Raw genomic sequence first — 24,152 nt, forward strand, 5'->3', positions numbered from 1 at the left:
CGTGCAGGCGCCGCACCCGGCCCGGCTCAAGAACCACAATCCCCCGTGCTGCCTTCACGCGATACCCGGCCATACCGGAACCGTTTTTTGGAGAGAGACAGATGAGTGGAAGCAACACGGGCCTCGGTACGGGCCTGAAGCAGCGGCACGTGACGATGATGTCGATTGCCGGCGTGATCGGCGCGGGCCTGTTCGTCGGCTCCGGCCATGCCATCGCGGAAGCCGGCCCGGCGTCGATCCTCGCGTATGCGATCGCCGGTGTGCTGGTCGTGCTGGTGATGCGCATGCTCGGCGAAATGGCCGTCGCCCATCCGGACAGCGGTTCGTTCTCCACCTATGCCGATCGCGCGATCGGCCACTGGGCCGGTTTCTCGATCGGCTGGCTGTACTGGTGGTTCTGGGTGCTCGTGATTCCGATCGAGGCGACCGCCGCCGCGACCATCCTCAATGCGTGGTTCCCCGGCGTCGCAACCTGGGTCTTCGCGCTCGGCATCACGCTGGTGCTGACGGTGACCAACCTCTTCTCGGTCAAGAACTACGGCGAATTCGAATTCTGGTTCGCGCTGATCAAGGTCGTCGCGATCGTCGTGTTCCTGTGCATCGGCGGCGCGGCGATCGTCGGCATCATTCCCGCTCCGGCCGTGTCGGGCGTGTCGAACCTGTTCGTGCACGACGGCTTCATGCCGCACGGCGCGAGCGCGGTGCTCGCTGCGATGCTGACGACGATGTTCTCGTTCCTCGGCACCGAGATCGTGACGATCGCGGCCGCCGAGTCGGACAACCCGCAACGCCAGATCGTGCGCGCGACCAACTCGGTGATCTGGCGTATCACGCTGTTCTATCTCGGCTCGATTCTCGTCGTCGCGGCCATCGTGCCGTGGAACGACCCGCTGCTGCCGAAGCACGGCTCGTATCAGCGCGCGATGGAGCTGATCGGCATCCCGAACGCGAAGGCGATCATCGACGTGATCGTGCTCGTGTCGGTTGCGAGCTGCCTGAATTCGGCGCTGTACACCGCGTCGCGGATGCTGTTCTCGCTGTCCAAGCGCAAGGACGCGCCTGCGTTCCTGCATCGCACCGATTCGACCGGCACGCCGCGTGCGGCCGTGCTCGCGTCGACCGCGTTCGGCTTCCTGACCGTGATCGCGAACTACCTGATGCCGGAGCAGGTGTTCGGCTTTCTGCTGGCGACGTCGGGTGCGATCGCGCTGCTCGTCTATCTGGTGATCGCGATTTCGCAATTGCGGATGCGCAAGACGCTCGAATCGAGCGGTGCGGACCTGACGCTGCGGATGTGGCTGTTCCCGTGGCTTACGTGGCTGGTGATCCTGTTCATCTGCGGCACGCTGACCGTGATGCTCGTGAGCGAGGATCACCGGATGGAAGTCGGTGCGACGGCCGTGCTCGCACTGATCGTGCTGTTCGCGTCGTGGCTGAACAAGCGCGGGCGCGATGCGCAGGCGAGCGAAGGGCGGCGCGTGTCGGCGACGTGATCGCGCGAGCGGCACGGCCCGACGGCGCCTGAGTGCCTGCCCGGACAACCTCATTACCCGACCGGCATTTGCCGGTCGGTTTTTTTTGCCGTCGTCGCGGCGGCTCGGGGAAATGGCCGGACGCGTCTCGACATGAAAAACCCCAAGGGCCGGATCTGTATCCAACGCTTGGGGTTCAGTTCATTGCAGGCGTCGTTCGCCTGTCGCGACGCGCGGAGCGCGTCGTTGCGCAACGCTCAGACGTTGAACAGGAAGTTCATCACGTCGCCGTCGTGCACGACATATTCCTTCCCTTCCGCGCGCATCTTGCCGGCTTCCTTCGCGCCTTGCTCGCCCTTGTACGTGACGTAGTCGTCGAACGCGATCGTCTGCGCACGGATGAAGCCGCGCTCGAAGTCGGTGTGGATCACGCCGGCCGCCTGCGGCGCCGTGTCGCCGATGTGGATCGTCCACGCACGCACTTCCTTCACGCCCGCGGTGAAGTACGTCTGCAGGCCGAGCAGCTTGAAGCCCGCACGGATCACGCGGTCGAGCCCCGGCTCTTCCATGCCCATGTCGGCGAGGAACGCTTCCTTGTCCGCATCGTCGAGATCGGCGATTTCCGCCTCGATCGCCGCGCACACGGCGACCACCGGCGCATTTTCGCTTTCCGCGTACTTGCGCACGGCGTCGAGGTGCGGGTTGTTCTCGAACCCGTCGTCCTTCACGTTGGCCACGTACATCGCCGGCTTCGCGGTGATCAGGCAGAACGGCTTGATCAGCGCTTCTTCGTCGTCCGACAGCGCGAGACCGCGCACGGCCTTGCCCTGGTCGAGTTGCGCGCGCACTTTCTCGAGCACCGCGACGAGCTTCGCCGCTTCCTTGTCGTTGCCCGACTTCGCCGCCTTCGAATAGCGCGTGAGCGCCTTCTCGACGGTGCCGAGGTCGGCGAGCGCGAGTTCGGTGTTGATCACTTCGATGTCGTCGATCGGGCTGACCTTGCCGGCGACGTGAATGACGTTTTCGTCTTCGAAGCAGCGCACGACGTGCGTGATCGCATCGGTTTCGCGGATGTTCGCGAGGAACTGGTTGCCGAGGCCTTCACCCTTGCTCGCGCCCGCGACGAGGCCCGCGATGTCGACGAACTCGACGACGGCCGGCACGACACGCTCCGGCTTGACGATCTCGGAGAGCGCCTTCAGGCGCGTATCGGGCACTTCGACGATGCCGACGTTCGGCTCGATCGTGCAGAACGGGTAGTTCTCGGCGGCGATGCCGGCCTTGGTCAGCGCATTGAACAGGGTGGACTTGCCGACGTTGGGCAAGCCGACGATGCCGCATTTGAGACTCATGGAATCCTTCGGACGGGTAAGGCGGCGCGGCCGGACAGGGCACGGCGGCGCGGGAAAAAAGGGCGGCCGGCGCGTGGAGCGCGGCTGGCCGACGGTCAAAGACGCTATTGTACCGTGCCGACGCCCCGGATTCCGGGGGCGCGCCGAACGGCCGATGCGGCGGGGCCGCCACGCCGCGCCGGCCGCCCGCGATTCTGCTGATTTCCCGCAAAGTCCGGCCGCGTAAGGGTTTGGCCCCGCGGCTATAATGCCCGCCATGACTGCCCACCACACCTTCGACGTCGCCGTGGTCGGCGGCGGGCTCGTCGGCAAGACGGCCGCGCTCGCGCTGACCCAGTCCGGCTACAAGACAGCCTTGCTCGCCCAGCCGGCCACGCCGCGCCCCGCCGATCTCGCATTCGACACGCGCGTCTACGCGCTGTCCTCCAGTTCGCAGGCGCTGCTCGAGCGGCTGCGGGTCTGGCAGGCGCTCGACCACGGCCGGCTCGCCCCCGTCTACGACATGCGCGTGTACGGCGATGCCCACGCGGAGCTGCATTTCTCCGCGTATCAGGCTTCCGTGCCGCAGCTCGCATGGATCGCCGAATCGTCGCTGGTCGAGGCGTCGCTCGACGCCGCGCTGCGGTTCCAGCCGAACCTCACGTGGTTCGATGCGCGCGCGCAGGGCTTCGACGTGCGCGACGACGCGGCCGTGCTCACGCTGTCGTCGGGGCAGGTGCTGGAAGCGGATCTCGTCGTCGGCGCCGACGGCGCGCATTCGTGGGTGCGCTCGCAAATGGGGGCCAAGGTCGAGCGGCGCGATTATCGGCAAACGGGCGTCGTCGCGAACTTCAAGGCGTCGCTGCCGCATCGCGAGACGGCCTACCAGTGGTTCCACGAAGGCGAGATCGTCGCGCTGCTGCCGTTGCCGGACGGCCATGTGTCGCTCGTCTGGTCCGCGCACACCGCGCACGCGGACGCATTGCTCGCACTCGATCCGGCGCAGCTCGCGGCCGAGGTCGAGCGCGTGTCGCACGGCCAGGTCGGCACGCTCGAGTGCGTGACGCCGGCCGCCGGTTTCCCGCTGGCGCTGCAGACGGTCGACAAGCTGATTGCGCCGCGCGTCGCGCTCGTCGGCGATGCCGCGCACCTGATCCACCCGCTCGCGGGGCAGGGGATGAACCTCGGGCTGCGCGACGTCGCGGCGCTCGCCGACGCGATCGCGGGCAAGGAGAGCTTCCGCAACCTCGGCGATACGGTGCTGCTGCGTCGCTACGAGCGTTCGCGCCGCGAGGACATCCGCGCGCTGATGGTCGCGACCGACGGGCTGCAGCGGCTGTTCGCGGTGCCAGGCACGCTCGCGAAGGCGGTGCGCAACGCGGGCATGGCGTTCGTCGGCGCGCAGCCGCTCGTGAAGCGCTGGCTCGTGTCGGCCGCGCTCGGCTGATCGAACCTTCGGCCGCTTCGCCGGTCGGACACGGTTCCGTTACGGCGTACACTGTGCCGTGCACACCGATTGAGCTGAAGGAAGATCTAGATGAAAAAAACCATCCGCATCGCGTCGCTGGCGCTGGCCGTCACGATGGCGACGCTTGGCTGCACCGCGCAGGCCGACCAGACCACCGACAAGCTGAAAGCCACGCTGCAGGCCCGCCTCGGCAACGACGCGCCGATCAAGAGCGTGTCGAAATCGCCGGTCGCCGGCCTTTACGAAGTGAACCTCGGCTCGCAGATCATCTATAGCGACGCGGCGGGCGACTACGTGCTGCTCGGCGATCTCGTCGACACCAAGACGCACAAGAACCTGACCGACGCACGCCTGTCCGACATCAACAAGATCGACTTCGCGAGCCTGCCGTTCGCGAATGCGATCAAGGTCGTCAAGGGCAACGGCGCGCGCAAGATCGCGGTGTTCTCCGATCCGAACTGCCCGTACTGCAAGAAGCTCGAGACGACGCTGCAGTCGGTCGACAACGTGACCGTCTACACGTTCCTGTACCCGGTGCTGTCGCCGGATTCGACCGCGAAGTCGAAGGCGATCTGGTGTGCGACCGACCGCGCGAAGACGTGGCAGGGCTGGATGCTCGACCACCGCGCGCCGTCCGGCGCCGGCACCTGCGACACCACCGCGCTCGACAAGAACCTTGCGCTCGGCCGCGGGATGAACGTCACCGGCACGCCGACGATCTTCCTGCCGGACGGCCGCCGCCTGCCGGGCGCCGTGTCGGCCGACCAGCTCAACCAGGCGCTCGCGTCGAGCAAGTAACCGACCAGCTGCCGGGCCGCGTGGCCCGGCCAGCGAGGGGCGCCCGCATGATCTGCCGGCGCCTCTCTTCGTTTTCGCCGCCGTATTCGACCGACCGATTGCCACGATGACCCAGCCGATCCGCTATTCGATTGTCCCGAAAGATCTTGCCGCACACCTGTTCGAAGTGTCGGTGACGGTCGCCGATCCCGATCCCGAAGGTCAGCGCTTCTCGCTGCCGGTGTGGATTCCGGGCAGCTATCTCGTGCGCGAGTTCGCGCGCAACATCGTGACGCTCGGCGCATTCAACGACGCGGGCCGCAAGGTGCGGATCGCGAAGACCGACAAGCACACGTGGCACGCCGCCCCCGTGACCGGCGCGCTGACGCTGCGTTACGACGTGTATGCATGGGACCTGTCGGTGCGCTCGGCGTATCTCGACGAATCGGGCGGCTTCTTCAACGCGACCGCCGTGTTCCTGAGCGTGGCCGGCCGCGAGGACGCGCCGTGCGAAGTCGACATCGCGAAACCGGCCGGCGCGGCGTTTCGCACGTGGCGCGTCGGCACCGCATTGCCCGAGGCGCGCGGCACGAAGCGCTACGGGTTCGGCGCGTACCGCGCTTCGAACTACGACGAGCTTTCCGATCATCCGGTGACGATCGGCGAATTCGCGCTCGCGACGTTCGACGCGCACGGCGTGCCGCACGACATCGTGATCGCGGGGCGCGTGACGCAGCTCGACCTGGAGCGCCTGCGCAGCGACCTGAAGCGCGTGTGCGAAGCGCAGATCGCGCTGTTCGAGCCGAAATCGAAGAAGGCGCCGATGGAGCGCTACGTGTTCATGACGCTTGCGGTCAGCGACGGTTACGGCGGCCTCGAACATCGCGCGTCGACCGCGCTGATCTGCAACCGCACCGACCTGCCGGTGAAGGGGCGGCCCGAAACGACCGAAGGCTATCGCACGTATCTCGGCCTCTGCAGCCACGAGTATTTCCATACGTGGAACGTGAAGCGCATCAAGCCGGCGGCGTTCGTGCCGTACGACCTGACGCGCGAGAACTACACGTCGCTGCTGTGGCTGTTCGAGGGCTTCACGTCGTATTACGACGACCTGATGCTGGTGCGCAGCGGGCTGATGTCGCAGGACGAATATTTCGCGGCGCTCGGCCGCACGATCGGCGGTGTGCTGCGCGGCACGGGGCGCCTGAAGCAGAGCGTCGCGGAAAGCTCGTTCGACGCGTGGATCAAGTATTACCGCCAGGACGAGAACGCGACCAATGCGATCGTCAGCTATTACACGAAGGGCTCGCTCGTCGCGCTCGCGTTCGATCTCGCGATCCGCGCGCAGACGCGCAACAAGAAGTCGCTCGACGACGTAATGCGCCTGCTGTGGCAACGCTATGGTCGCGACTTCTATCGCGGCAAGCAGGCGGGCGTCGAGGAAAACGCAGTCGAGGCGCTGATCGAGGAAGCGACGGGCGTCGCGCTCGGCCGCCTGTTCGCCGATGCGGTGCACGGCAAGCGCGACCTGCCGCTCGCCGAACTGCTCGCACCGTTCGGCGTGACGCTCGCACCCGACGTCGCGACCGGCGCAGCCGCGAAGCCGACGATCGGCGCGCGCGTGCGCGGCGGCGCGGACTGCACGTTCGCCGCGGTCTACGAAGGCGGCGCCGCGCATCGCGCGGGGCTGTCGGCCGGCGACACGCTGATCGCGGTCGACGGGCTGCGCGTCACGGGCACCAACCTCGATGCGCTGCTCGCGCGCTACCGGCCGGGCGACAAGGTCGAGGTTCACGCGTTCCGCCGCGACGAGCTGCGCACCGCGAAACTGAAGCTCGACGGCCCGGAAGTCACGCGCTACCGGCTGACGGCAGCCGCGAAGCCGGCGGCCGTATCGAAAGCCCGGGAAGCGTGGATGAAGGGGTGAGCGTACCGATGCGGGTATCGGGGCGCGATTGTGGATTGTTTCGCTGCTGCAACAATCCGTCGCCCTGAACCCGCTTTTTCACGGTCATGCGGCCACGCACAATGGCGTCACTCGCGCTACCGAAGCGCAACCCCCTGGAGCCTGACATGACGACCATTCTGCAAATCAATTCCGCCGCGCGTTCGCAAGGTGCGCAATCCACGCTGCTGGCCAACGAACTGACGGCAAAGCTGCAACAATCGAACCCCGGCGCGAAGGTCGTGGTTCGCGACCTGCTGACCGATGCGCTGCCGCACCTCGACGAATCGGTGCTGGGCGCGTTCTTCACGCCGGCCGACCAGCGCACCGCGGAACAGAATGCGATCGTCGCGAAGAGCGACGCACTGATCGCCGAACTGCAAGCCGCCGACATCATCGTGATCGGCGCACCGATGTACAACTTCGGCATCTCGTCGCAACTGAAGACGTACTTCGACTGGATCGCACGTGCAGGCGTCACGTTCCGCTACACCGAGAACGGTCCGGAAGGTCTGATCAAGGGCAAGAAGGTTCACGTGGTGACGGCCCGCGGCGGCAAGTACGCCGGTACGCCGAACGACAGCCAGACGCCGTACCTGCGCACGTTCCTCGGCTTCGTCGGCATGACCGACGTGAGCTTCATCTTCGCGGAAGGCCTGAACCTGGGCCCGGATTCGCAGAGCGCCGCGCTTGCCAGCGCACGCGAAGCGATCGCCGCCGCGTAAGGTCGACGCGGGTGCGACGCACCCGCTGCATCGAGCGATAAAAAAACGCCGCGTCCCGAAAGGGGCGCGGCGTTTTCGCATACGGGCCGGCGAACGCGTCGCCGAAGGTTGCTACGCGAGCGTTTCGGCGACTTCCGGCAGGCGCCAGTCGATCGGTTCGCGGCCCGCATCGACCAGATAGTCGTTCGCGAGCGCGAAATGGCGGCAGCCGAGAAAGCCGCGGTGCGCGGACAACGGCGACGGGTGCGGCGCCTCGAGCACGCAATGCGCGTTGGCATCGAACAGCGCGCGCTTGGCCTGCGCGTGGGCGCCCCACAGCATGAACACGAGCCCGCGATGGCGGCTGGCGAGTTCGCGGATCAGCGTGTCCGTGCATTGCTCCCAGCCGCGCTTCGCATGGCTTGCGGCCGCGCCGCGCTCGACCGTCAGCACCGTGTTGAGCAGCAGCACGCCCTGGCGCGCCCACGTGTCGAGGCAGCCGTGGCGCGGTGTGTCGTGGCCGAAGTTCGCGGCGATTTCCTTGAAGATGTTGCGCAGCGACGGCGGCGTGCGCACGGCCGGCGGCACCGAGAACGCGAGCCCGTGCGCCTGCGGCGTGCCGCGATCGTCGCCGTGGTACGGATCCTGGCCGAGAATCACGACCTTCACGTCGTCCGGGCTCGTCAGGCGCAGCGCACGGAACACGTCGGTCGGGTAGACCGTCTTGCCGGCTGCACGCTCGTCGTCGACGAAGCGGCACAGCGGCGCGTATGCGTCGCTGTCGGTAAAGGGTTTCAGCACGTCGCGCCAGACGGACGGCAGCGCGTCGAACTGCGCGGCGAGGTGCGGAACGTCGGCGGCAACGGGCTGCGGCGCGGATGGCGTCATGTCCGGCGCAGCGGCTTTCCTGGCGGGCTTGCGTCCGGCCGCGGGCGGCTCGGAAGGCGGGGACGGAGGGGCGACCGGTGCCGTTTCCGGCACGGGATCGTCGAACAGCGACGCCTGTTGCGGCGCTCGGGAAGTCTTGCGGGTTGCCATGCGTGATGCGTGTTTATTGCGCGCGCAGCCGGTAGCCGCGCTGCGCCTTGCTGATGTTTTCGGGAACGAGGCCCGGCAGCGCCTGCTGCAGTTCGGTGGCGAGCGTTGCGAGCGCCGCTTCCGGGCCGTCGATCAGTTCGAGTTCGATTTCGCTGATCGGTTCGCGGCGCGTTTCGTGTTCCGCCTGGACGACGATCTCGCCGAGGTCCACCGCGGCTTCGACGGTCGCACCGCCGATTGCGATGCGCCACAGCGTACGCGAAAAATCCGTGCGGAACAGCGCGGACAGCGCGCCGGCCGCGTCATTCAGCGCGGCGGCGGCTTCCGGCACGTCGCAGGCCGCGACGAGCGCGTCGATGTCGAGCGCGTCGCCGGCGACCGGCAGTTCCCATTCGTGGCGGCGATGCAGGCCGCCTTCGGCGCTGCCGACCGTCTTGAACGTCTGCAGCCAGCCGTGCGGCGTGCGGCGCACGCGCACCGCGCTCTTCGAGCGGGCCAGCGCGAGATCGGGCGTGTCGTAGTAGACGTTCGCGAGCGCGATCTCCTCACCCGGTTCGCCGGTCAGCGTCTCGAAGAAGCGTCGCGCGGCGTCGGCCTGGCCGGCCGGCAGCGCGAGCTTGATTTCCTTTTCGATCGCCATCAGAAGAACATCCGTGCGAGCTCCTCGCCCGGCTGGTCGGCGCGCATGAACGCCTCGCCGACGAGGAACGTGTTCACGTTCGCTGCGCGCATCGTATCGACGTCGGTGCGCGACAGGATGCCCGATTCGGTCACGACGATGCGGTCCGCCGGAATCATGTCGAGCATGTCGAGCGTGGTCTGGATCGACGTCTCGAACGTGCGCAGGTTGCGGTTGTTGATGCCGAGCAGCGGGGTCTTGAGCGTCAGCGCCTGCTCCATCTCGTTGCGGTCATGGACTTCGACCAGCACCGCGAGGCCGAGCGAGTGCGCATACGCTTCGAGATCCTGCATCAGCGGCGTGTCGAGCGCGGCGGCGATCAGCAGGATCGCGTCGGCGCCCATCGCGCGCGCTTCCATGATCTGGTACGCATCGACGATGAAGTCCTTGCGCAGCACCGGCAGCGTGCAGGCCGCGCGCGCCTCTTCAAGATAGCGGACGCTGCCCTGGAAGAACTGTTCGTCGGTCAGCACCGACAGGCACGCGGCGCCGTGCGCCGCATACGAGCGCGCGATGTCGGCCGGCACGAAATGCTCGCGCAGCACGCCCTTCGACGGGCTTGCCTTCTTGATTTCGGAAATCACGGCCGCCTGGCCGGCCGTATGCTTCGCACGCAGTGCGCCGACGAAGTCGCGCAGGTCGCGTGTGGAGGCGTCCAGTTTCAATGCCTCGAGCGGCGCGCTGCGCATGGCCGCCGCGACTTCTTCGCGCTTGACGGCGATGATTCGGTCGAGAATGTCGCTCATGTAGATTCCTGCTTGATTCGTAAGGGGAGTCAGCGCTTGAACTGCTGCGTGAAGCGCACGAGTTCGTCGACTTTCGCGCGTGCCTTGCCGCTCGCGATCGCTTCGCGGGCGAGCTGGATGCCGTCCGCGATCGATTCGGCGATATTGGCCGCATAGAGCGCGGTGCCCGCGTTCAGCGTGACGATCTCGCGCGCGACGCCCGGCTGGTTGTCCAGCGCGCCGAGCAGCATCGTGCGCGATTCGTCGGCATTTTCGACCTTCAGCGTGCGGTTCGACACCATCTGCAGGCCGAAGTCTTCCGGATGGATCTCGTATTCGTGCACCTTGCCGTCGCGCAATTCGCCGACGAGGGTCGCCGCGCCGAGCGACACTTCATCCATCCCGTCCTTGCCGTACACGACCAGCACGTGCTGCGCGCCGAGGCGCTGCATCACGCGCACCTGGATGCCGACGAGGTCGGGGTGGAACACGCCCATCAGCTGGTTCGGCGCGCCGGCCGGATTGGTCAGCGGGCCGAGGATGTTGAAGATCGTGCGCACGCCGAGCTCGCGGCGCACGGCCGCGATGTTCTTCATCGCCGGGTGATGGTTCGGCGCGAACATGAAGCCCATGCCGGTCTCGGCGATCGACGCGGCCACCTGGTCGGATTGCAGGTCGATGTTCACGCCGAGCGCCTCGAGCACGTCGGCGCTGCCGGACTTGCTCGACACGCCGCGGTTGCCATGCTTCGCGACTTTCGCGCCGGCCGCGGCCGTGACGAACATCGACGCGGTCGAGATGTTGAACGTGTGCGAGCCGTCGCCGCCCGTGCCGACGATGTCGACGAAATTCGAGTTGTCCTGCACGTCGACGTGGTTCGCGAATTCGCGCATCACGGTCGCGGCGGCGGCGATTTCTCCGATCGTCTCCTTCTTCACGCGCAGCCCGGTGATGATCGCGGCCGCCATCACGGGCGACATGTCGCCGCGCATGATCAGCCGCATCAGGTGCAGCATCTCGTCGTGGAAGATTTCGCGGTGTTCGATCGTGCGCTGCAGCGCTTCCTGCGGGGTAATCGTCATCGTGAGGCTCCCGTCAGGCCGCTTGCGCGGCCGCGGCGCGCGCTTGCTTCAGGAAGTTCTCGAGCAGCGCATGACCATGCTCGGAGAGGATCGACTCCGGATGGAACTGCACGCCTTCGACCGGCAGCGTCTTGTGGCGCACGCCCATGATTTCGCCGTCGTCGGTCCATGCGGACACCTCGAGGCAGTCGGGCAGCGATTCGCGCTCGATCGCGAGCGAGTGGTAGCGCGTGACGTCGAAATGCTTCGGCAGATCCGCGAACACGCCGCGGCAGTCGGTTTCGATCTTGCTCACCTTGCCGTGCATGATGGTCTTCGCGCGCACGACGCGGCCGCCGAAGGCCTCGCCGATCGCCTGATGGCCGAGGCACACGCCGAGGATCGGCTTCTTGCCCGCGAATTCCTTCAGCACGTCGAGCGTGATGCCTGCGTGCTGCGGGTTGCTCGGGCCGGGCGACAGGCAGATCGCGTCGGGATTCAGGCGCGCGATGTCGTCGAGCGTGATTTCGTCGTTGCGGTAGGTGCGCACGTCCTCGCCGAGTTCGCCGAAGTACTGGACCAGGTTGTAGGTAAACGAGTCGTAGTTGTCGATCATGAGCAGCATGGTCAGTCTCCGGTCAGAAGTCGCTATCGAGGCCGTCCTGGACCTGTTCGGCCGCACGCAGCACCGCGCGCGCCTTGTTCTCGGTCTCTTGCCATTCGGATTCGGGTACCGAATCCGCGACGACGCCGGCCGCCGCTTGAACGTACAGGTTGCCGTTGTGGATCAGGCCCGTGCGGATCGCGATCGCGAGATCCATCTCGCCCGAGAACGACAGGTAGCCCACCGCACCGCCGTACAACCCGCGCTTGACCGGCTCGAGCTCGTCGATCAGCTCCATCGCGCGGACCTTCGGCGCACCGGACAGCGTGCCGGCCGGGAACGTCGCGCGCAGCACGTCGTAGTTCGTCATGCCGGGCTTCAGCTTGCCTTCGACCGAGCTGACGATGTGCTGCACGTGCGAGTATTTCTCGATGACCATCTGGTCGGTCACGTGCACCGAGCCGATTTCCGCGATGCGGCCGACGTCGTTGCGCGCGAGGTCGATCAGCATCACGTGCTCGGCGATCTCCTTCGGATCGTTGAGCAGCTCGGTCGCGAGTTCCGCGTCGCGCTCGGGCGTGTTGCCGCGCGGGCGCGTGCCGGCCAGCGGCCGGATCGTGACGATCTGGTCGTCGCCGCGCTTTTCCTGGCGCACCAGGATTTCCGGCGACGCGCCGACCACGTGGAAATCGCCGAAGTTGTAGTAGTACATGTATGGCGACGGGTTCAGCGAACGCAGCGCGCGATACAGCGACAGCGGATTGTCGCGGTACGGCTTCGTCAGACGCTGGCCGACCTGGATCTGCATCAGTTCGCCGGCCGCGATGTATTCCTTCGCCTGGCGCACGGCGGCCAGATAGTCGTCCTTCCTGAACTCGCGGAACGTCTCGGTGCGCACGCTCGCCGACGTGACGGGCGGCTGCACGGTCGTGCGCAGGCGCTGCTTCAGCTCGCGCAGGCGATGTTTCGCCTTCGCATACGCTTCGGGCTGGCCCGGATCCGCGTAGATGATCAGGTACAGCTTGCCGGCGAGGTTGTCGATCACCGCGACTTCCTCGGTCAGCAGCAACTGGATGTCGGGCAGGCCGAGATCGTCGCGCGGCGCGGTATGCGTGAGTTTCTTCTCGATGTAGCGCACCGCGTCGTAGCCGAAGTAGCCGGCGAGGCCGCCGCAGAAGCGCGGCAGGCCCGGGCGCTGCGCGACCTTGAAGCGCGCCTGGAACGATTCGATGAACTGGAACGGGTCGCCGTCGTGCGTCTCGACGACCTGGCCGTCGCGCACGACTTCCGACACGCCGTTGCGGGTACGCACGAGCGTACGGGCGGGCAGGCCGATGAACGAATAGCGGCCGAAGCGTTCGCCGCCGACCACCGATTCGAGCAGGAACGAGTTGGCGCCCGAGCGTTCGGGCTGCGCCAGCTTCAGGTAGAGGGACAGCGGCGTTTCGAGATCGGCGAGTGCTTCCGCGATCAGCGGGATGCGGTTGTAGCCTTCGTTCGCGAGCGATTGAAATTCGAGTTCGGTCATGTTCCGGTCCTGTTCGGGACGAGCGGCGCGTGCGCCAGGGATCACTTGACGCTGCGCGGGTTGCCGTCGGCGAAAGGGCGGTCGATCGAGAAGTGCCTGTTGCCGGCCGGCACTCCGGGCGTGAACGTCGCGAGCCTGCGGCCGGTCCTGAACGCAAGCGTTCGGGCGCGGTGGAACTCGAGGTGGTGCGACGATCGGCGCGCGGATGCGCAGCGAGATAAAAAACGGCGCTGAAGACGTGCTTCAGCGTACCTCATCGAAGAGGTTAGCGCGACCAGCGACGCCAGGGCCAGGCTCCCCGGTCGATGCTGCTCAGACTCCGTTTTTTATTCAGAAACATGCGGATGGAAGAAATAATCAGAGGGTTGGCCGGCCGGCGTTGTGCGCGGAAATTGCGCGAGCTGCGACCAGCAACGAATCGACTATACCATCCGAATTTATCGTTTGTATAGCTTTGCCATGGTTGTAGCCGTACGGCACCGTCAGCGTCGCCATCCCGGCCGCGCGGCCTGCCAGCGCATCGTTTTCCGAGTCGCCGATCGCGACCGCCGCATCCGGTGCGACGCCGAGCGCGTCGCAGGCCCTCAGCATCGGCAGCGGATCGGGCTTCTTGCGTGCGACGCTGTCGCCGCCGAGCACGATGCCGAAGCAGTCGGCCAGCCCGTACTGCTCGAGCAGCTCGACCGCGAAGCGGTGCGGCTTGTTCGTCACGCACGCGAGCCGGATGCCGGCCGCGCGCAGCGCGTCGAGGCCGGCGGCCACGTCCGGATAGAGGCGCGTGTGGCGGCCGTTGATCTTCGCGTATTCGGTCTGGTAGATCGCCAGCGCGTCGTCGAAGCGCGCGTGCGCTTCATCGGCCGGGAAGCGCGGCTTCAGCACGCTCTGGATCAGGTGTTCGGAGCCCTTGCCGACGTAGCCGATCACCTCGTCGCGCGACGTGGCCGGTGCGCCGAGCTGCGCGAGCATTCCGTTCAGGCCGGCCGTGAAATCGTCGGCCGTATCGACCATCGTGCCGTCGAGGTCGATCAGCGCCGCATCGATGCGCGGCGCAGCGAAGCGGATCGGAGCGGCTTGCGGCGCGGCTCCGGCCGGCGCATGGCCGGCGAGCGACGAGTCGGCCACGGCGTCAGCTCCGCTCGACGGTAGCGAGCGCGGCGCGCATCTCGTCGATCACCTTGCGGTAGTCGGGCTTGCCGAATATCGCCGAACCGGCGACGAAGGTGTCCGCGCCGGCCGCCGCGATTTCCGCGATGTTGTCGGTCTTCACGCCGCCGTCGACTTCGAGCAGGATCTCGCGGCCCGTGCGCTCGATGTACGCGTCGATGCGAGCGCGTGCTTCGCGCAGCTTGTTCAGCGTTTCCGGAATGAACGACTGGCCGCCGAAGCCCGGGTTGACCGACATCAGCAGTACGAAGTCCAGGCGATCCATCACGTGGTCGAGGTAGTTCAGCGGCGTGGCCGGATTGAACACGAGGCCGGCCTTGCAGCCGTGGTCGCGGATCAGCGACAGCGTGCGGTCGATGTGATCGGAGCCTTCCGGGTGGAAGCTGATCAGGTTCGCACCGGCCTTCGCGAAATCGGGCACGATCCGGTCGACCGGGCGCACCATCAGGTGCACGTCGATCGGCACCTGCACGTGCGGGCGGATCGCTTCGCACACGAGCGGGCCGATGGTCAGGTTCGGCACATAATGGTTGTCCATCACGTCGAAGTGGATCCAGTCGGCGCCGGCGGCGACCACGTTGCGGACTTCTTCGCCGAGCCGAGCGAAATCGGCCGACAGGATGCTGGGGGCGATGCGGAATTGGGTCATGGCAGGGGAGCGGGGACGTTGCGGCGCAAAACCGACATTCTACCGTCCGGCGACCCGGTGCGCGGCGGCGGGCCGTGCGGTCGCGGCCCGAATGCGCATAGAATGCCGAACCAATGCGGCGCGCCCGCGGCCCCGTTGCCCATGCCGGCACGGTCAGTCATCTTCCAGCGGAAACACCATGAGTCAGTATCAGTTCACCGTTTCGGTGAAAACCGGCTACCTGCCGGAACAATCCGACCCCGATCGCCGTCAATACGCATTCGCGTACACGCTGACCATCCGCAACACGGGGCAGGTCGCGGCACAATTGATCGCGCGTCACTGGATCATCACGGACAGCGAGAACCACGTGCAGGAAGTGAAGGGGCTCGGCGTCGTCGGGCACCAGCCGCTGCTGCAGCCGGGCGAGCACTTCGAGTACACGAGCTGGGCCGTGATCGCGACGCCGGTCGGCACGATGCGCGGCGCGTACTTCTGCGTGGCGGAGGACGGCGAGCGCTTCGAGGCGCCGGTCGACGAGTTCGCCCTGCACATGCCGCGCACGCTGCATTGAGCGTGCGGCGCGCGTCAGCGCGGCTGGCGATCGTGGTTGCGGGCGTGCTTCTTTCTGCCCGACGACGTCCACACGACGATGAAGATCAGCAGGGCAAGCGCGACGAAGGCTTCGAGCGCGAAGATGAGCATCGGATATTGGTCGAGAAAATCTGACATGGCGGTTTCCATCAAGAACGGACATTGTATGTGGTTTGGGCCCCGGCTGGCCGGGTGGGTTGCGGCGGCGGCCGCGGCGGCGCTGCTTGCCGCGTGCGGCGGTGCGCCGACGCGCACCTCCACGCTGAAGCCGCCGACCGGCGCGGCGATCGTGCCGGGGCAGGTCGCCGCGAAGCGGCTCACGCCGGTCGCGTGGCAGCAGGTGCCGGGCTGGCAGGACGATTCGCTGATCGGCGCGACGGCCGCGCTGCGGCAGAACTGCACGCGGCTCGCGCGCCAGCCGGCCTGGCAGCGCGCGTGTGCGGCGGCCGACCGGCTCGACGAGCTCGATGTCAGCAGCGCGCGGGCGTTCTTCGAAACCTATTTCACGCCATTCCAGTTTGCGAACACCGACGGGACGCTCGACGGGCTCGTGACCGGCTATTACGAGCCGCTGCTGCATGGTTCGCGCGTGCGGCGCGGTCCGTATCAGTACGCGCTCTATCGCTGGCCGGCCGGCTATCGTGCGGGCGCCGCGCTGCCGGCGCGCGCTCAGCTCGAACGCGCCGGCATTCTGAACGGCAACGAACTCGTGTGGGTCGACGACCCGATCGAAGCATTCTTCCTGCAGGTGCAGGGCTCGGGACGCGTGCTGCTCGACGACGGTTCGGTGATGCGGGTCGGCTTCGGCGGCACCAACAACCAGCCGTACCGGTCGATCGGCAAGTGGCTGCTCGATCGCGGCGAGCTGACGCCCGCCCAGGCGACGATGCAGGGCATCAAGGCATGGGCGAAGGCGAACCCGACCCGGGTCGACGCGTTGCTCGACACGAACCCGCGATTCGTGTTCTTCCGTGACATGCCGACCAAGGAAGATGCACTGCACGGTGGCGCGGACGGCCCGATCGGCGCGCTCGGCGTGCCGCTGACGCCCGAGCGTTCGATCGCCGTCGACCCGTCGTCGATCCCGCTCGGCACCCCCGTGTTCCTGCAGACCACGCGCCCGCTCACGAATACGCCGATGAACCGGCTCGTGTTCGCGCAGGATACGGGCTCGGCGATCAAGGGCGGCGTGCGGGCCGACTATTTCTGGGGGCTCGGTGACGATGCAGGCGATCAGGCCGGGCGGATGAAGCAGGTCGGCCGGATGTGGCTGCTGTTCCCGAATTCGTGACGTGAGGCAGTAGGGCCCGGGGCGCGCCGTTGATGCATCGAACCGCGGTGCTGGTGGGCGCGATGGTGTGCGTGGGGCGGATCGCTCCGATTGCGGGGCACAGGTGCGACACCGGTTTTCGTGATGCGCTTGTCGCGTCGGCGGATGCGCCAATGGCGCCCTGAAATGAAACACCCCCGATCGGCGTTGGCCGATCGGGGGTGTTTCATTTGCAAGCGCGGATTCACCACGCGTCATGCATGCGCGGCGTCCGGCGTCAGCCCTTGCGTTTGTCGACGACGCGTCGCGCCTTGCCGACCGAACGCTCGATCCCGTTGACGGGCAACACGTTGATCACGGCCGTTACGCCGATCAGCGACTTGATGTCGTACGCGAGCGCCTGTTTTGCCGCATGGATCGCCGCCGTATCGGGCGCGGTCTCTGGGCAGGGCTCGACGTTGAGCGTCAGCACGTCGAGCGGGCCTTCCTTCGTCAGCACGATCTGATAGTGCGGTGCCAGCGCGCGCTGCTTGAGCAACTGTTCCTCGATCTGCGTCGGAAACACGTTGACGCCGCGCACGATCATCATGTCGTCCGAACGACCCGTGATCTTCTCCATCCGGCGCATCGTGCGGGCCGTGCCGGGCAACAGCCGCGTGAGGTCGCGGGTCCGGTAGCGGACGATCGGCAGCGCCTCCTTCGTCAGTGACGTGAACACGAGCTCGCCGAGTTCGCCGTCCGGCAGCACTTCGCCGGTTTCGGGGTCGATGATTTCCGGATAGAAGTGGTCTTCCCAGATCGTCGGGCCATCCTTGGTCTCGACGCATTCGGACGCGACGCCGGGGCCCATCACTTCGGACAGCCCGTAAATGTCGACCGCGTCGATGCCCATTCGCTGCTCGATCGCGACGCGCATGTCGTTGGTCCACGGTTCCGCGCCGAAAATGCCGATGCGCAGCGAACTCTGCACGGGATCGAGGCCCTGGCGCTCGATTTCGTCGGCGATCGACAGCATGTAGCTCGGCGTCACCATGATGATGTCGGGTCGGAAATCCTGGATCAGCTGTACCTGCTTCTCGGTCTGGCCGCCGCCGAACGGGATTACGGTCAGCCCGGCGCGTTCGGCGCCGTAGTGCGCGCCGAGCCCGCCCGTGAACAAGCCGTAGCCGTAGCTGACATGCACCTTGTCGCCGCGCCGCGCGCCGGCGGCACGGATCGAGCGTGCGACGAGATTCGCCCAGGTGTCGATGTCGCCGGTCGTATAGCCGACGACCGTCGGCTTGCCGGTCGTGCCCGACGACGCATGAATGCGCGAGATCTGGTCCTGCGGCACCGCGAACATGCCGAACGGGTAACTGTCGCGCAAGTCGCTCTTCGTCGTGAACGGGAAGCGCGACAGGTCGGCGAGCGTCTTCAGGTCGTCGGGATGGACGCCCGCGTCGTCGAACTTGCGACGATAGACGGGAGAGTGGTCATACGCATGCCGGAGCGACCACTTGAGGCGTTCGAGCTGCAGCGCGGTCAGCTCGTCGCGTGAGGCGGTCTCGATCGGCTCGAGCGGTAGCGGGGTAGTCATGCATGTCTCCAGTGTTTGTTATGTGCGAGCCGTGGACGTCAGCGGTCTTCCGGGATGACCGTGCCCTTGATCTGGGCGGATTTGCCGCGAAACATCGCGACGGTTTCGCCGGTCTGGTTCGTGACGCGAATGTCGTAGATGCCTTGGCGGCCGGCGCGAGCCTGTTCGATCGCCTCGGCCGTCAGCACGTCGTCGCCGTGCACGGGGCGCAGGAATTCGATCGAACAGCCAGCCGCGACGGTGTTCACGTTGTACGAATTGCACGCGAACGCGAACGTCGAATCGGCCAGCGTGAAGATGATCCCGCCATGGCAGGTCTGATGTCCGTTCAGGAATTCGGGCCGTACGCGCATCTGCAGACGCGCGTAGCCCGCGCGGACTTCGGCGATTTCCATTCCGAACGCACGGCTGCATGCGTCGGCGTCGTACATGGCGCGCGCGGTGGCGCGGGCGAGCGAATCGGGATCGAGCGTGGCGATGGGGGTCGTCATGTCAACGCCCCTCGAAGCGCGGCGCGCGTTTCTCGATGAAGGCCTGCACGCCTTCCGCGTAGTCGTGCGACTGGCCGAGCTTGCGCTGCAGGTCGCGCTCCACGTCGAGTTGCTGGTCGAGCGTATTCGTGACGCTGGCCCGCATCGATTGCTTGATCGATGCAAGCGCGAGCGTCGGTTGCTGCGCGAGCTGGGTGGCGAGCTGACGGACCGTCGCGGCGAGTGCGTCGTCGTCGACCGCGCGCCAGATCAAGCCCCATTGTTCGGCCTGGTCGGCACCGAGCTTGTCGCCGGTCAGCGCGAGCCCCAGCGCACGTGCCATACCGACGCGCTGCGGCAGGAACCACGTGCCGCCCGAATCGGGTACGAGCCCGATCTTGACGAAGGCCTGGATGAAGCTGCTCGAGCGGGCGGCGAACACGAGATCGCATGCGAGCGCGAGATTCGCGCCGGCGCCGGCCGCCGTGCCGTTGACGGCGGCGATCACTGGAATCGGCAGACACTGCAGGCGGCGGATCAGAGGATTGAAGTGCTCGTCGATCAGCGCGCCGAGGTCGGTCGACGCGCCCGGTGTGAAGTCGAGATCGGCCAGGTCCTGGCCCGCGCAGAAGCCGCGCCCCACACCGGTCAGGATCAGTGCGCGCGCGCCGGCTGCCTCGACATCATCGAGCGCCGACTGCAGCTCGCGATGCATCGCCCGCGTAAAGCTGTTCAGCTTGTCGGGGCGGTTGAGGGTGATCGTGGCCACGTTCGAGGCCTGATCGATATCCAGCTGAATCGCCTGATAGGACATGCAGTGTCTCCTTCATGACTTCGTTATAGGCGGGCGGCGCGCGGGTTACACGCGTTCGATCGCGAGTGCGATGCCCTGGCCGACGCCGATGCACATCGTGCACAGCGCAAAGCGGCCGCCCGTACGCTCGAGTTGGTGGAGCGCCGTGGTCACGAGGCGGGCGCCCGATGCGCCGAGCGGATGGCCCAGTGCGATTGCGCCGCCGTTCGGGTTCACGCGCGGATCGTCGTCGGCGACGCCGAGCATGCGCAGCACCGCGAGACCTTGCGATGCGAACGCTTCGTTCAGCTCGATCACGTCGAACTGGTCGATGGTCATGCCGAGCTGGCGCAACAGTTTCTGCGTGGCCGGCGCGGGCCCGATGCCCATCACGCGCGGTGCGACGCCGGCTGTCGCCATGCCGATCACGCGTGCGCGGCGGCGCAGGCCGTACTGGTCGGCTGCCTGCGCATTGGCGAGCAGCAGCGCGCACGCACCGTCGTTGACGCCCGATGCATTGCCGGCCGTCACCGAGCCGTCGGGGCGCACGACACCCTTGAGCTTCGCCAGCGCTTCGAGCGACGTCTCGCGCGGATGTTCGTCGCGCGACACGACGACCGGATCGCCTTTCTTCTGCGCAATCGTGACCTCGACGATTTCTTCGGCGAGCGTGCCGTCGTGCTGAGCCCGCGCGGCCTTCTGCTGGCTGCGCAGTGCGAACAGGTCCTGGTCGGCGCGGCTGATGTTGTAATCGACCGCGACGTTCTCGGCGGTCTCGGGCATCGAATCGACGCCATACAGCTGTTTCATCAGCGGATTGATGAAGCGCCAGCCGATCGTCGTGTCGAAGATGTCGGCCTGGCGCGCGAAAGCGCTCGCAGCCTTGCCCATCACGAACGGCGCGCGCGTCATGCTCTCGACACCGCCGGCGATCATCAGCCGCGCTTCGCCTGCCCTGATGGCGCGTGCAGCCGTGCCGATCGCGTCCATCCCGGAGCCGCACAGCCGGTTCAACGTCGTGCCGGGCACGTCGATCGGCAGGCCCGCGAGCAGCGCCGAGATGCGCGCGACGTTGCGGTTGTCTTCGCCGGCCTGGTTCGCGCAGCCGTAGATCACGTCGTCGATCGCCGTCCAGTCGACGTTGCGGTTGCGTTCGACGAGCGCCTTGAGCGGCACCGCACCGAGGTCGTCGGCGCGGACATCTTTCAGGGCGCCGCCGTAGCGGCCGATGGGGGTGCGAATCGCGTCGCAGATAAAGGCGTCTGTCATGGTCGTATCGATGAGCAACGAACCCGCCGGGTGGCGGATTCGTTCATGGTAGAGAACGTGACGGCGTTTGCACGTCGACCATTCGGGTTATGCCGGTTGGCCGGCTTCCGCAGGTACCGCTTTCGGCGCAACATGGACGCGGCTTTGCACCACGCGGAACCGGTTGGCAACGAACGCCGGGTCGGCCAGTGCCGCGTTGGCGGCCGGGTTCGCGCCCGTGCCGTGGAAATCCGAGAACGCCGCCGACTGGTTCACGAACACGCCGCCCGTCAGGTTGATCGACAGCGCGACACCGCCGCGCACCGCCGCGTCGTGCGCGGCCTCGACGGTCGCCTCGTCGAGGCTGTAGACGGAGAGCGTCAGTGCGCCATGTTCCGCCGCGATTTCGCCGGCGAGATCGAGCGACTGCGCGGTCGAGTCGGTCGCGATCACGAACGAGATCGGGCCGAACCACTCCTGCGTGAATTTCTCGCGATCGGCCACGTCGAGTTGCAGCACGAGCGGCGTGCGCACGCGGGCATCGGGGAAGGCGGGGTGCTGGAGGGTCAGGCTGTCGGCGAGCACGCGGCCGAGCTGGCGGGCGTCGTCGATGCGTGCGGTCACGCCTTCGTTCTGGATCGCGCCGATCAGTTCGACCGAGCGTGCCGGGTCGCCGGTGAGTTTTTGCACGGCGACGGCGATTGCCTGTGCGACCTCGTCGAAGCTCGCATGGCCGTCCGCCGTCCGGATGCCGTCGCGCGGCACGTAGATGTTCTGCGGCGCGGTGCACATCTGGCCGGAGTACAGCGCCAGCGAGAATGCGATGTTCTTGGCGGTGGCCTTCAGGTCGTCGGTCGAATCGATCACGATCTGGTTGACGCCTGCCTTCTCGGTATAGACCTGTGCCTGGTGAGCATGGCGTTCGAGCCACGTGCCGTTCTGCGTGCTGCCGGTGAAGTCGATCAGCTTGATCTCGGGGCGCAGCGCGAGATCCTGGACGAGTGCGCCGTCGTTGGGTTCGGTCGCGAGGAGGGTGACGACGTTCGGATCGAATCCGGCTTCGCGCAGCACGTCACGAGCGATCTTCACGGTAATGGCGAGGGGCAGGATCGCGCCCGGATGCGGTTTGACGATCACGGTGTTGCCGGTTGCCAGATCGGCGAACAGGCCCGGGTAGCCGTTCCAGGTCGGGAACGTGCAGCAGCCGAGGACGAGGCCCGTGCCGCGCGGGACGATCGTATAGCGCTTGTGCATCGCGAGCGGCGGGTTCTTGCCTTGCGGCTTTTCCCAGTGCGCATCGGCCGGGATGCGGCGCAGTTCGTCCCATGCATACGCGACTGCCTCGAGCGCACGATCTTGCGCGTGCGGGCCGCCAGCCTGGAACGCCATCATGAATGCCTGCCCCGTGGTGTGCATCACGCTGTAGGCGATCTCGAAGCTTGCGCGATTCAGGCGCGCGAGGATTTCGAGGCTGACGCCGACCCAGGCGCTCGGGCCGGCTTCGCGCCACGAGCGTTGCGCGGCCGCGGCGGCGGCGATCAGTTCGTCAGGCGTCGACTTCGGATACCGGATGCCCAAGGCGATGCCGTACGGCGACCGCTCTGCACCGACCGTTTCGCCGGACGCCGGCTGGTCGAGCGCGAACGTCTTGTCGAGGTGCGACTTGAACGCGGCCTCGCCATCTGCATTCGCGCTTTCCCCGTACACTTTGGGGCTCGGCATTTCGGCGAACGGGCTCCAGTACCCGCGGCTCTCGATGGCGGCGAGTGCGTGCTTCAGCGTGTCTTCGTGCTTCGTGAACAGTGCATGGGTCATGGCGGCAGCCTGATGGACGTTGAGAGGGGTTGGATCGATTAATTAACCGACCGGTTGGTCGGAGAATGGTAGCATCAAACTATTCGCATGTGCGAGGCGTTTCTCATTTCATTGATCGAGGAGAAATAGATGGCTTACGAGAACATCCTGGTGGAGACCCGGGGGCGTGTCGGGCTGGTTACGCTGAACCGTCCGAAGGCGCTGAACGCGCTGAACGATGCGCTGATGGATGAGCTGGGAGACGCGCTGAAGGCGTTCGATGCGGACGATGGCATCGGCGCGATCGTCGTGACCGGGAGCGAGAAGGCGTTCGCAGCCGGCGCGGACATCGGCATGATGGCGACCTATTCCTATATGGATGTGTACCGGGGCGACTACATCACGCGCAACTGGGAGACGGTCCGCGAGATCCGCAAGCCGATCATTGCGGCGGTTTCGGGCTTTGCACTGGGTGGCGGGTGTGAGCTGGCAATGATGTGCGACATCATCTTCGCAGCGGATACGGCCAAGTTCGGCCAGCCGGAAATCAAACTCGGCGTCATGCCGGGCGCGGGTGGCACGCAGCGTCTGCCGCGCGCGGTGTCGAAAGCGAAGGCGATGGACATGTGCCTGACGGCCCGCTTCATGGATGCGGCCGAGGCGGAGCGCGCGGGGCTCGTATCGCGCGTGCTGCCGGCCGACAAGCTGCTCGACGAAGCGATTGCGGCTGCGACGACGATCGCCGAGTTTTCGTTGCCGGCAGTCATGATGGTCAAGGAGTCGGTCAACCGTGCGTACGAGACGACGCTGGCCGAAGGTGTCCACTTCGAGCGTCGGCTGTTCCATTCGCTGTTCGCGACCGAGGACCAGAAAGAAGGGATGGCGGCATTCGTCGAAAAACGGAAGCCGACGTTCAAGCATCGCTGATCGGTTGGGCTGCCGGTATGGGTGGCCGGCTACTGGTTGGTTTCGGTGGCCGGCATGATTGGTCCGGTCGTCGAGCCCGAAGCCCCCGTGCGCGAGCGCACGGGGGCTTTTTCAAATTATTTTCACAAAGGGCTTGCGTGGAAGGTGGCCGGTGCTTAGAATCACGCCTCTTTCGCGCTAACGGAAACGCGGCGCGGAAGAGGGAAGCAGGGTGGGTGGAGCGCTGGAGTCTGGAGCGCACGGCTGGCCTGGAAGTTGAGCCCCGCAGTCGCAACGATCTGATGTAAAAAGTTGTTGACGCGCTGCGAAACACGGTTCATAATCTCGCTTCTCTGCTGCTGAAAACGCAGCGCTGC

General features: G+C 66.5%; 24 protein-coding genes. 8 read left to right on the forward strand and 16 right to left on the reverse strand.

Translation table 11 applies throughout. From position 1 onward, the window contains the following. Positions 1-101 precede the first annotated feature (101 nt). Positions 102-1,493, forward strand: a complete 1,392-nt coding sequence (gene gabP / locus HWX08_RS28700; protein WP_069255648.1) for a GABA permease — start codon at positions 102-104, stop codon at positions 1,491-1,493. A gap of 236 nt (positions 1,494-1,729) precedes the next feature. Here gabP and ychF read toward each other — a convergent pair whose 3' ends face one another. Next, entirely contained in the window at positions 1,730-2,824 is a 1,095-nt protein-coding gene (ychF, locus tag HWX08_RS28705; protein ID WP_069255649.1) for a redox-regulated ATPase YchF, read from the reverse strand. A gap of 247 nt (positions 2,825-3,071) precedes the next feature. On the opposite strand from ychF, the gene HWX08_RS28710 reads away from it, so the two are divergent. From HWX08_RS28710 to HWX08_RS28725, 4 genes are all read left to right on the forward strand, one after another. Next, a complete protein-coding gene (locus tag HWX08_RS28710) occupies positions 3,072-4,250 on the forward strand; it encodes a UbiH/UbiF family hydroxylase (RefSeq protein WP_174922618.1) in 1,179 nt (392 codons plus the stop codon). Positions 4,251-4,340: 90 nt separating this feature from the next. Then, positions 4,341-5,069: a DsbC family protein gene (locus tag HWX08_RS28715; protein WP_069255651.1), complete on the forward strand. Its 729-nt coding sequence runs from the start codon at positions 4,341-4,343 to the stop codon at positions 5,067-5,069. Between the two features lie 106 nt (positions 5,070-5,175). Next, positions 5,176-6,975: a M61 family metallopeptidase gene (locus HWX08_RS28720; protein WP_174922617.1), complete on the forward strand. Its 1,800-nt coding sequence runs from the start codon at positions 5,176-5,178 to the stop codon at positions 6,973-6,975. A 146-nt stretch (positions 6,976-7,121) separates the two neighbouring features. Then, positions 7,122-7,718, forward strand: coding sequence for an FMN-dependent NADH-azoreductase (locus HWX08_RS28725; RefSeq protein ID WP_069255653.1), 597 nt, complete (start codon positions 7,122-7,124; stop codon positions 7,716-7,718). 111 nt (positions 7,719-7,829) lie between these two features. Here HWX08_RS28725 and HWX08_RS28730 read toward each other — a convergent pair whose 3' ends face one another. The 8 genes from HWX08_RS28730 to rpe form a co-directional block, all read right to left on the reverse strand. After that, on the reverse strand, positions 7,830-8,735 hold the full coding sequence (locus HWX08_RS28730; RefSeq protein WP_174922616.1) for a uracil-DNA glycosylase: 906 nt from the start codon (positions 8,733-8,735) through the stop codon (positions 7,830-7,832). 13 nt (positions 8,736-8,748) lie between these two features. After that, positions 8,749-9,375 (reverse strand): CYTH domain-containing protein, encoded by a 627-nt coding sequence (locus HWX08_RS28735; RefSeq protein WP_174922615.1) that lies wholly within the window; start codon positions 9,373-9,375, stop codon positions 8,749-8,751. Next, positions 9,375-10,160: an indole-3-glycerol phosphate synthase TrpC gene (gene trpC / locus HWX08_RS28740; RefSeq protein WP_069255656.1), complete on the reverse strand. Its 786-nt coding sequence runs from the start codon at positions 10,158-10,160 to the stop codon at positions 9,375-9,377. Before trpC ends, HWX08_RS28735 begins: the two co-directional genes overlap by 1 nt. A gap of 29 nt (positions 10,161-10,189) precedes the next feature. Next, entirely contained in the window at positions 10,190-11,221 is a 1,032-nt protein-coding gene (trpD, locus tag HWX08_RS28745; protein WP_069255657.1) for an anthranilate phosphoribosyltransferase, read from the reverse strand. Positions 11,222-11,234: 13 nt separating this feature from the next. Further along, a complete protein-coding gene (locus tag HWX08_RS28750) occupies positions 11,235-11,825 on the reverse strand; it encodes an aminodeoxychorismate/anthranilate synthase component II (RefSeq protein WP_174922614.1) in 591 nt (196 codons plus the stop codon). A gap of 13 nt (positions 11,826-11,838) precedes the next feature. Next, on the reverse strand, positions 11,839-13,332 hold the full coding sequence (gene trpE, locus HWX08_RS28755) for an anthranilate synthase component I (RefSeq protein ID WP_174922613.1): 1,494 nt from the start codon (positions 13,330-13,332) through the stop codon (positions 11,839-11,841). Between the two features lie 357 nt (positions 13,333-13,689). Continuing rightward, positions 13,690-14,454 (reverse strand): phosphoglycolate phosphatase, encoded by a 765-nt coding sequence (locus HWX08_RS28760; RefSeq protein ID WP_174922612.1) that lies wholly within the window; start codon positions 14,452-14,454, stop codon positions 13,690-13,692. Between the two features lie 4 nt (positions 14,455-14,458). Beyond that, positions 14,459-15,145 carry a ribulose-phosphate 3-epimerase gene (gene rpe, locus HWX08_RS28765; RefSeq protein ID WP_059522359.1) on the reverse strand — a complete coding sequence of 229 codons (687 nt, stop codon included), beginning with the start codon at positions 15,143-15,145 and terminating at the stop codon, positions 14,459-14,461. Between the two features lie 178 nt (positions 15,146-15,323). Between rpe and apaG the strand changes: the two genes are divergently transcribed. After that, entirely contained in the window at positions 15,324-15,698 is a 375-nt protein-coding gene (apaG, locus tag HWX08_RS28770) for a Co2+/Mg2+ efflux protein ApaG (protein ID WP_069255661.1), read from the forward strand. Positions 15,699-15,712: 14 nt separating this feature from the next. Here apaG and HWX08_RS34475 read toward each other — a convergent pair whose 3' ends face one another. Beyond that, positions 15,713-15,856, reverse strand: coding sequence for a hypothetical protein (locus tag HWX08_RS34475; RefSeq protein WP_226243402.1), 144 nt, complete (start codon positions 15,854-15,856; stop codon positions 15,713-15,715). Positions 15,857-15,884: 28 nt separating this feature from the next. Between HWX08_RS34475 and mltA the strand changes: the two genes are divergently transcribed. Next, positions 15,885-17,009, forward strand: coding sequence for a murein transglycosylase A (mltA, locus tag HWX08_RS28775; protein ID WP_244122781.1), 1,125 nt, complete (start codon positions 15,885-15,887; stop codon positions 17,007-17,009). A 256-nt stretch (positions 17,010-17,265) separates the two neighbouring features. Here mltA and paaK read toward each other — a convergent pair whose 3' ends face one another. The 5 genes from paaK to paaN all read right to left on the reverse strand — a co-directional run bounded on the left by paaK (position 17,266) and on the right by paaN (position 22,890). Then, entirely contained in the window at positions 17,266-18,564 is a 1,299-nt protein-coding gene (gene paaK, locus HWX08_RS28780; protein ID WP_174922610.1) for a phenylacetate--CoA ligase PaaK, read from the reverse strand. Between the two features lie 38 nt (positions 18,565-18,602). Continuing rightward, positions 18,603-19,055, reverse strand: coding sequence for a hydroxyphenylacetyl-CoA thioesterase PaaI (paaI, locus tag HWX08_RS28785; RefSeq protein ID WP_069255663.1), 453 nt, complete (start codon positions 19,053-19,055; stop codon positions 18,603-18,605). A gap of 1 nt (position 19,056) precedes the next feature. Continuing rightward, positions 19,057-19,848, reverse strand: a complete 792-nt coding sequence (gene paaG, locus HWX08_RS28790) for a 2-(1,2-epoxy-1,2-dihydrophenyl)acetyl-CoA isomerase PaaG (RefSeq protein ID WP_174922609.1) — start codon at positions 19,846-19,848, stop codon at positions 19,057-19,059. 45 nt (positions 19,849-19,893) lie between these two features. Further along, complete coding sequence (gene pcaF / locus HWX08_RS28795; RefSeq protein WP_174922608.1) at positions 19,894-21,096, reverse strand: 3-oxoadipyl-CoA thiolase; 1,203 nt, start codon at positions 21,094-21,096, stop codon at positions 19,894-19,896. Positions 21,097-21,183: 87 nt separating this feature from the next. Then, positions 21,184-22,890, reverse strand: a complete 1,707-nt coding sequence (gene paaN / locus HWX08_RS28800) for a phenylacetic acid degradation protein PaaN (protein WP_174922607.1) — start codon at positions 22,888-22,890, stop codon at positions 21,184-21,186. Positions 22,891-23,019: 129 nt separating this feature from the next. Between paaN and HWX08_RS28805 the strand changes: the two genes are divergently transcribed. After that, a complete protein-coding gene (locus HWX08_RS28805) occupies positions 23,020-23,796 on the forward strand; it encodes an enoyl-CoA hydratase (protein ID WP_069255666.1) in 777 nt (258 codons plus the stop codon). Positions 23,797-23,957: 161 nt separating this feature from the next. Here the strand turns inward: HWX08_RS28805 and HWX08_RS34220 are convergent. Next, the coding region (locus HWX08_RS34220) for a hypothetical protein (RefSeq protein WP_208454964.1) at positions 23,958-24,152 on the reverse strand (195 nt) is incomplete at its 5' end.

It is taken from the genome of Burkholderia metallica (assembly GCF_902832845.1).
In the GTDB taxonomy this organism is placed as follows: domain Bacteria; phylum Pseudomonadota; class Gammaproteobacteria; order Burkholderiales; family Burkholderiaceae; genus Burkholderia; species Burkholderia metallica.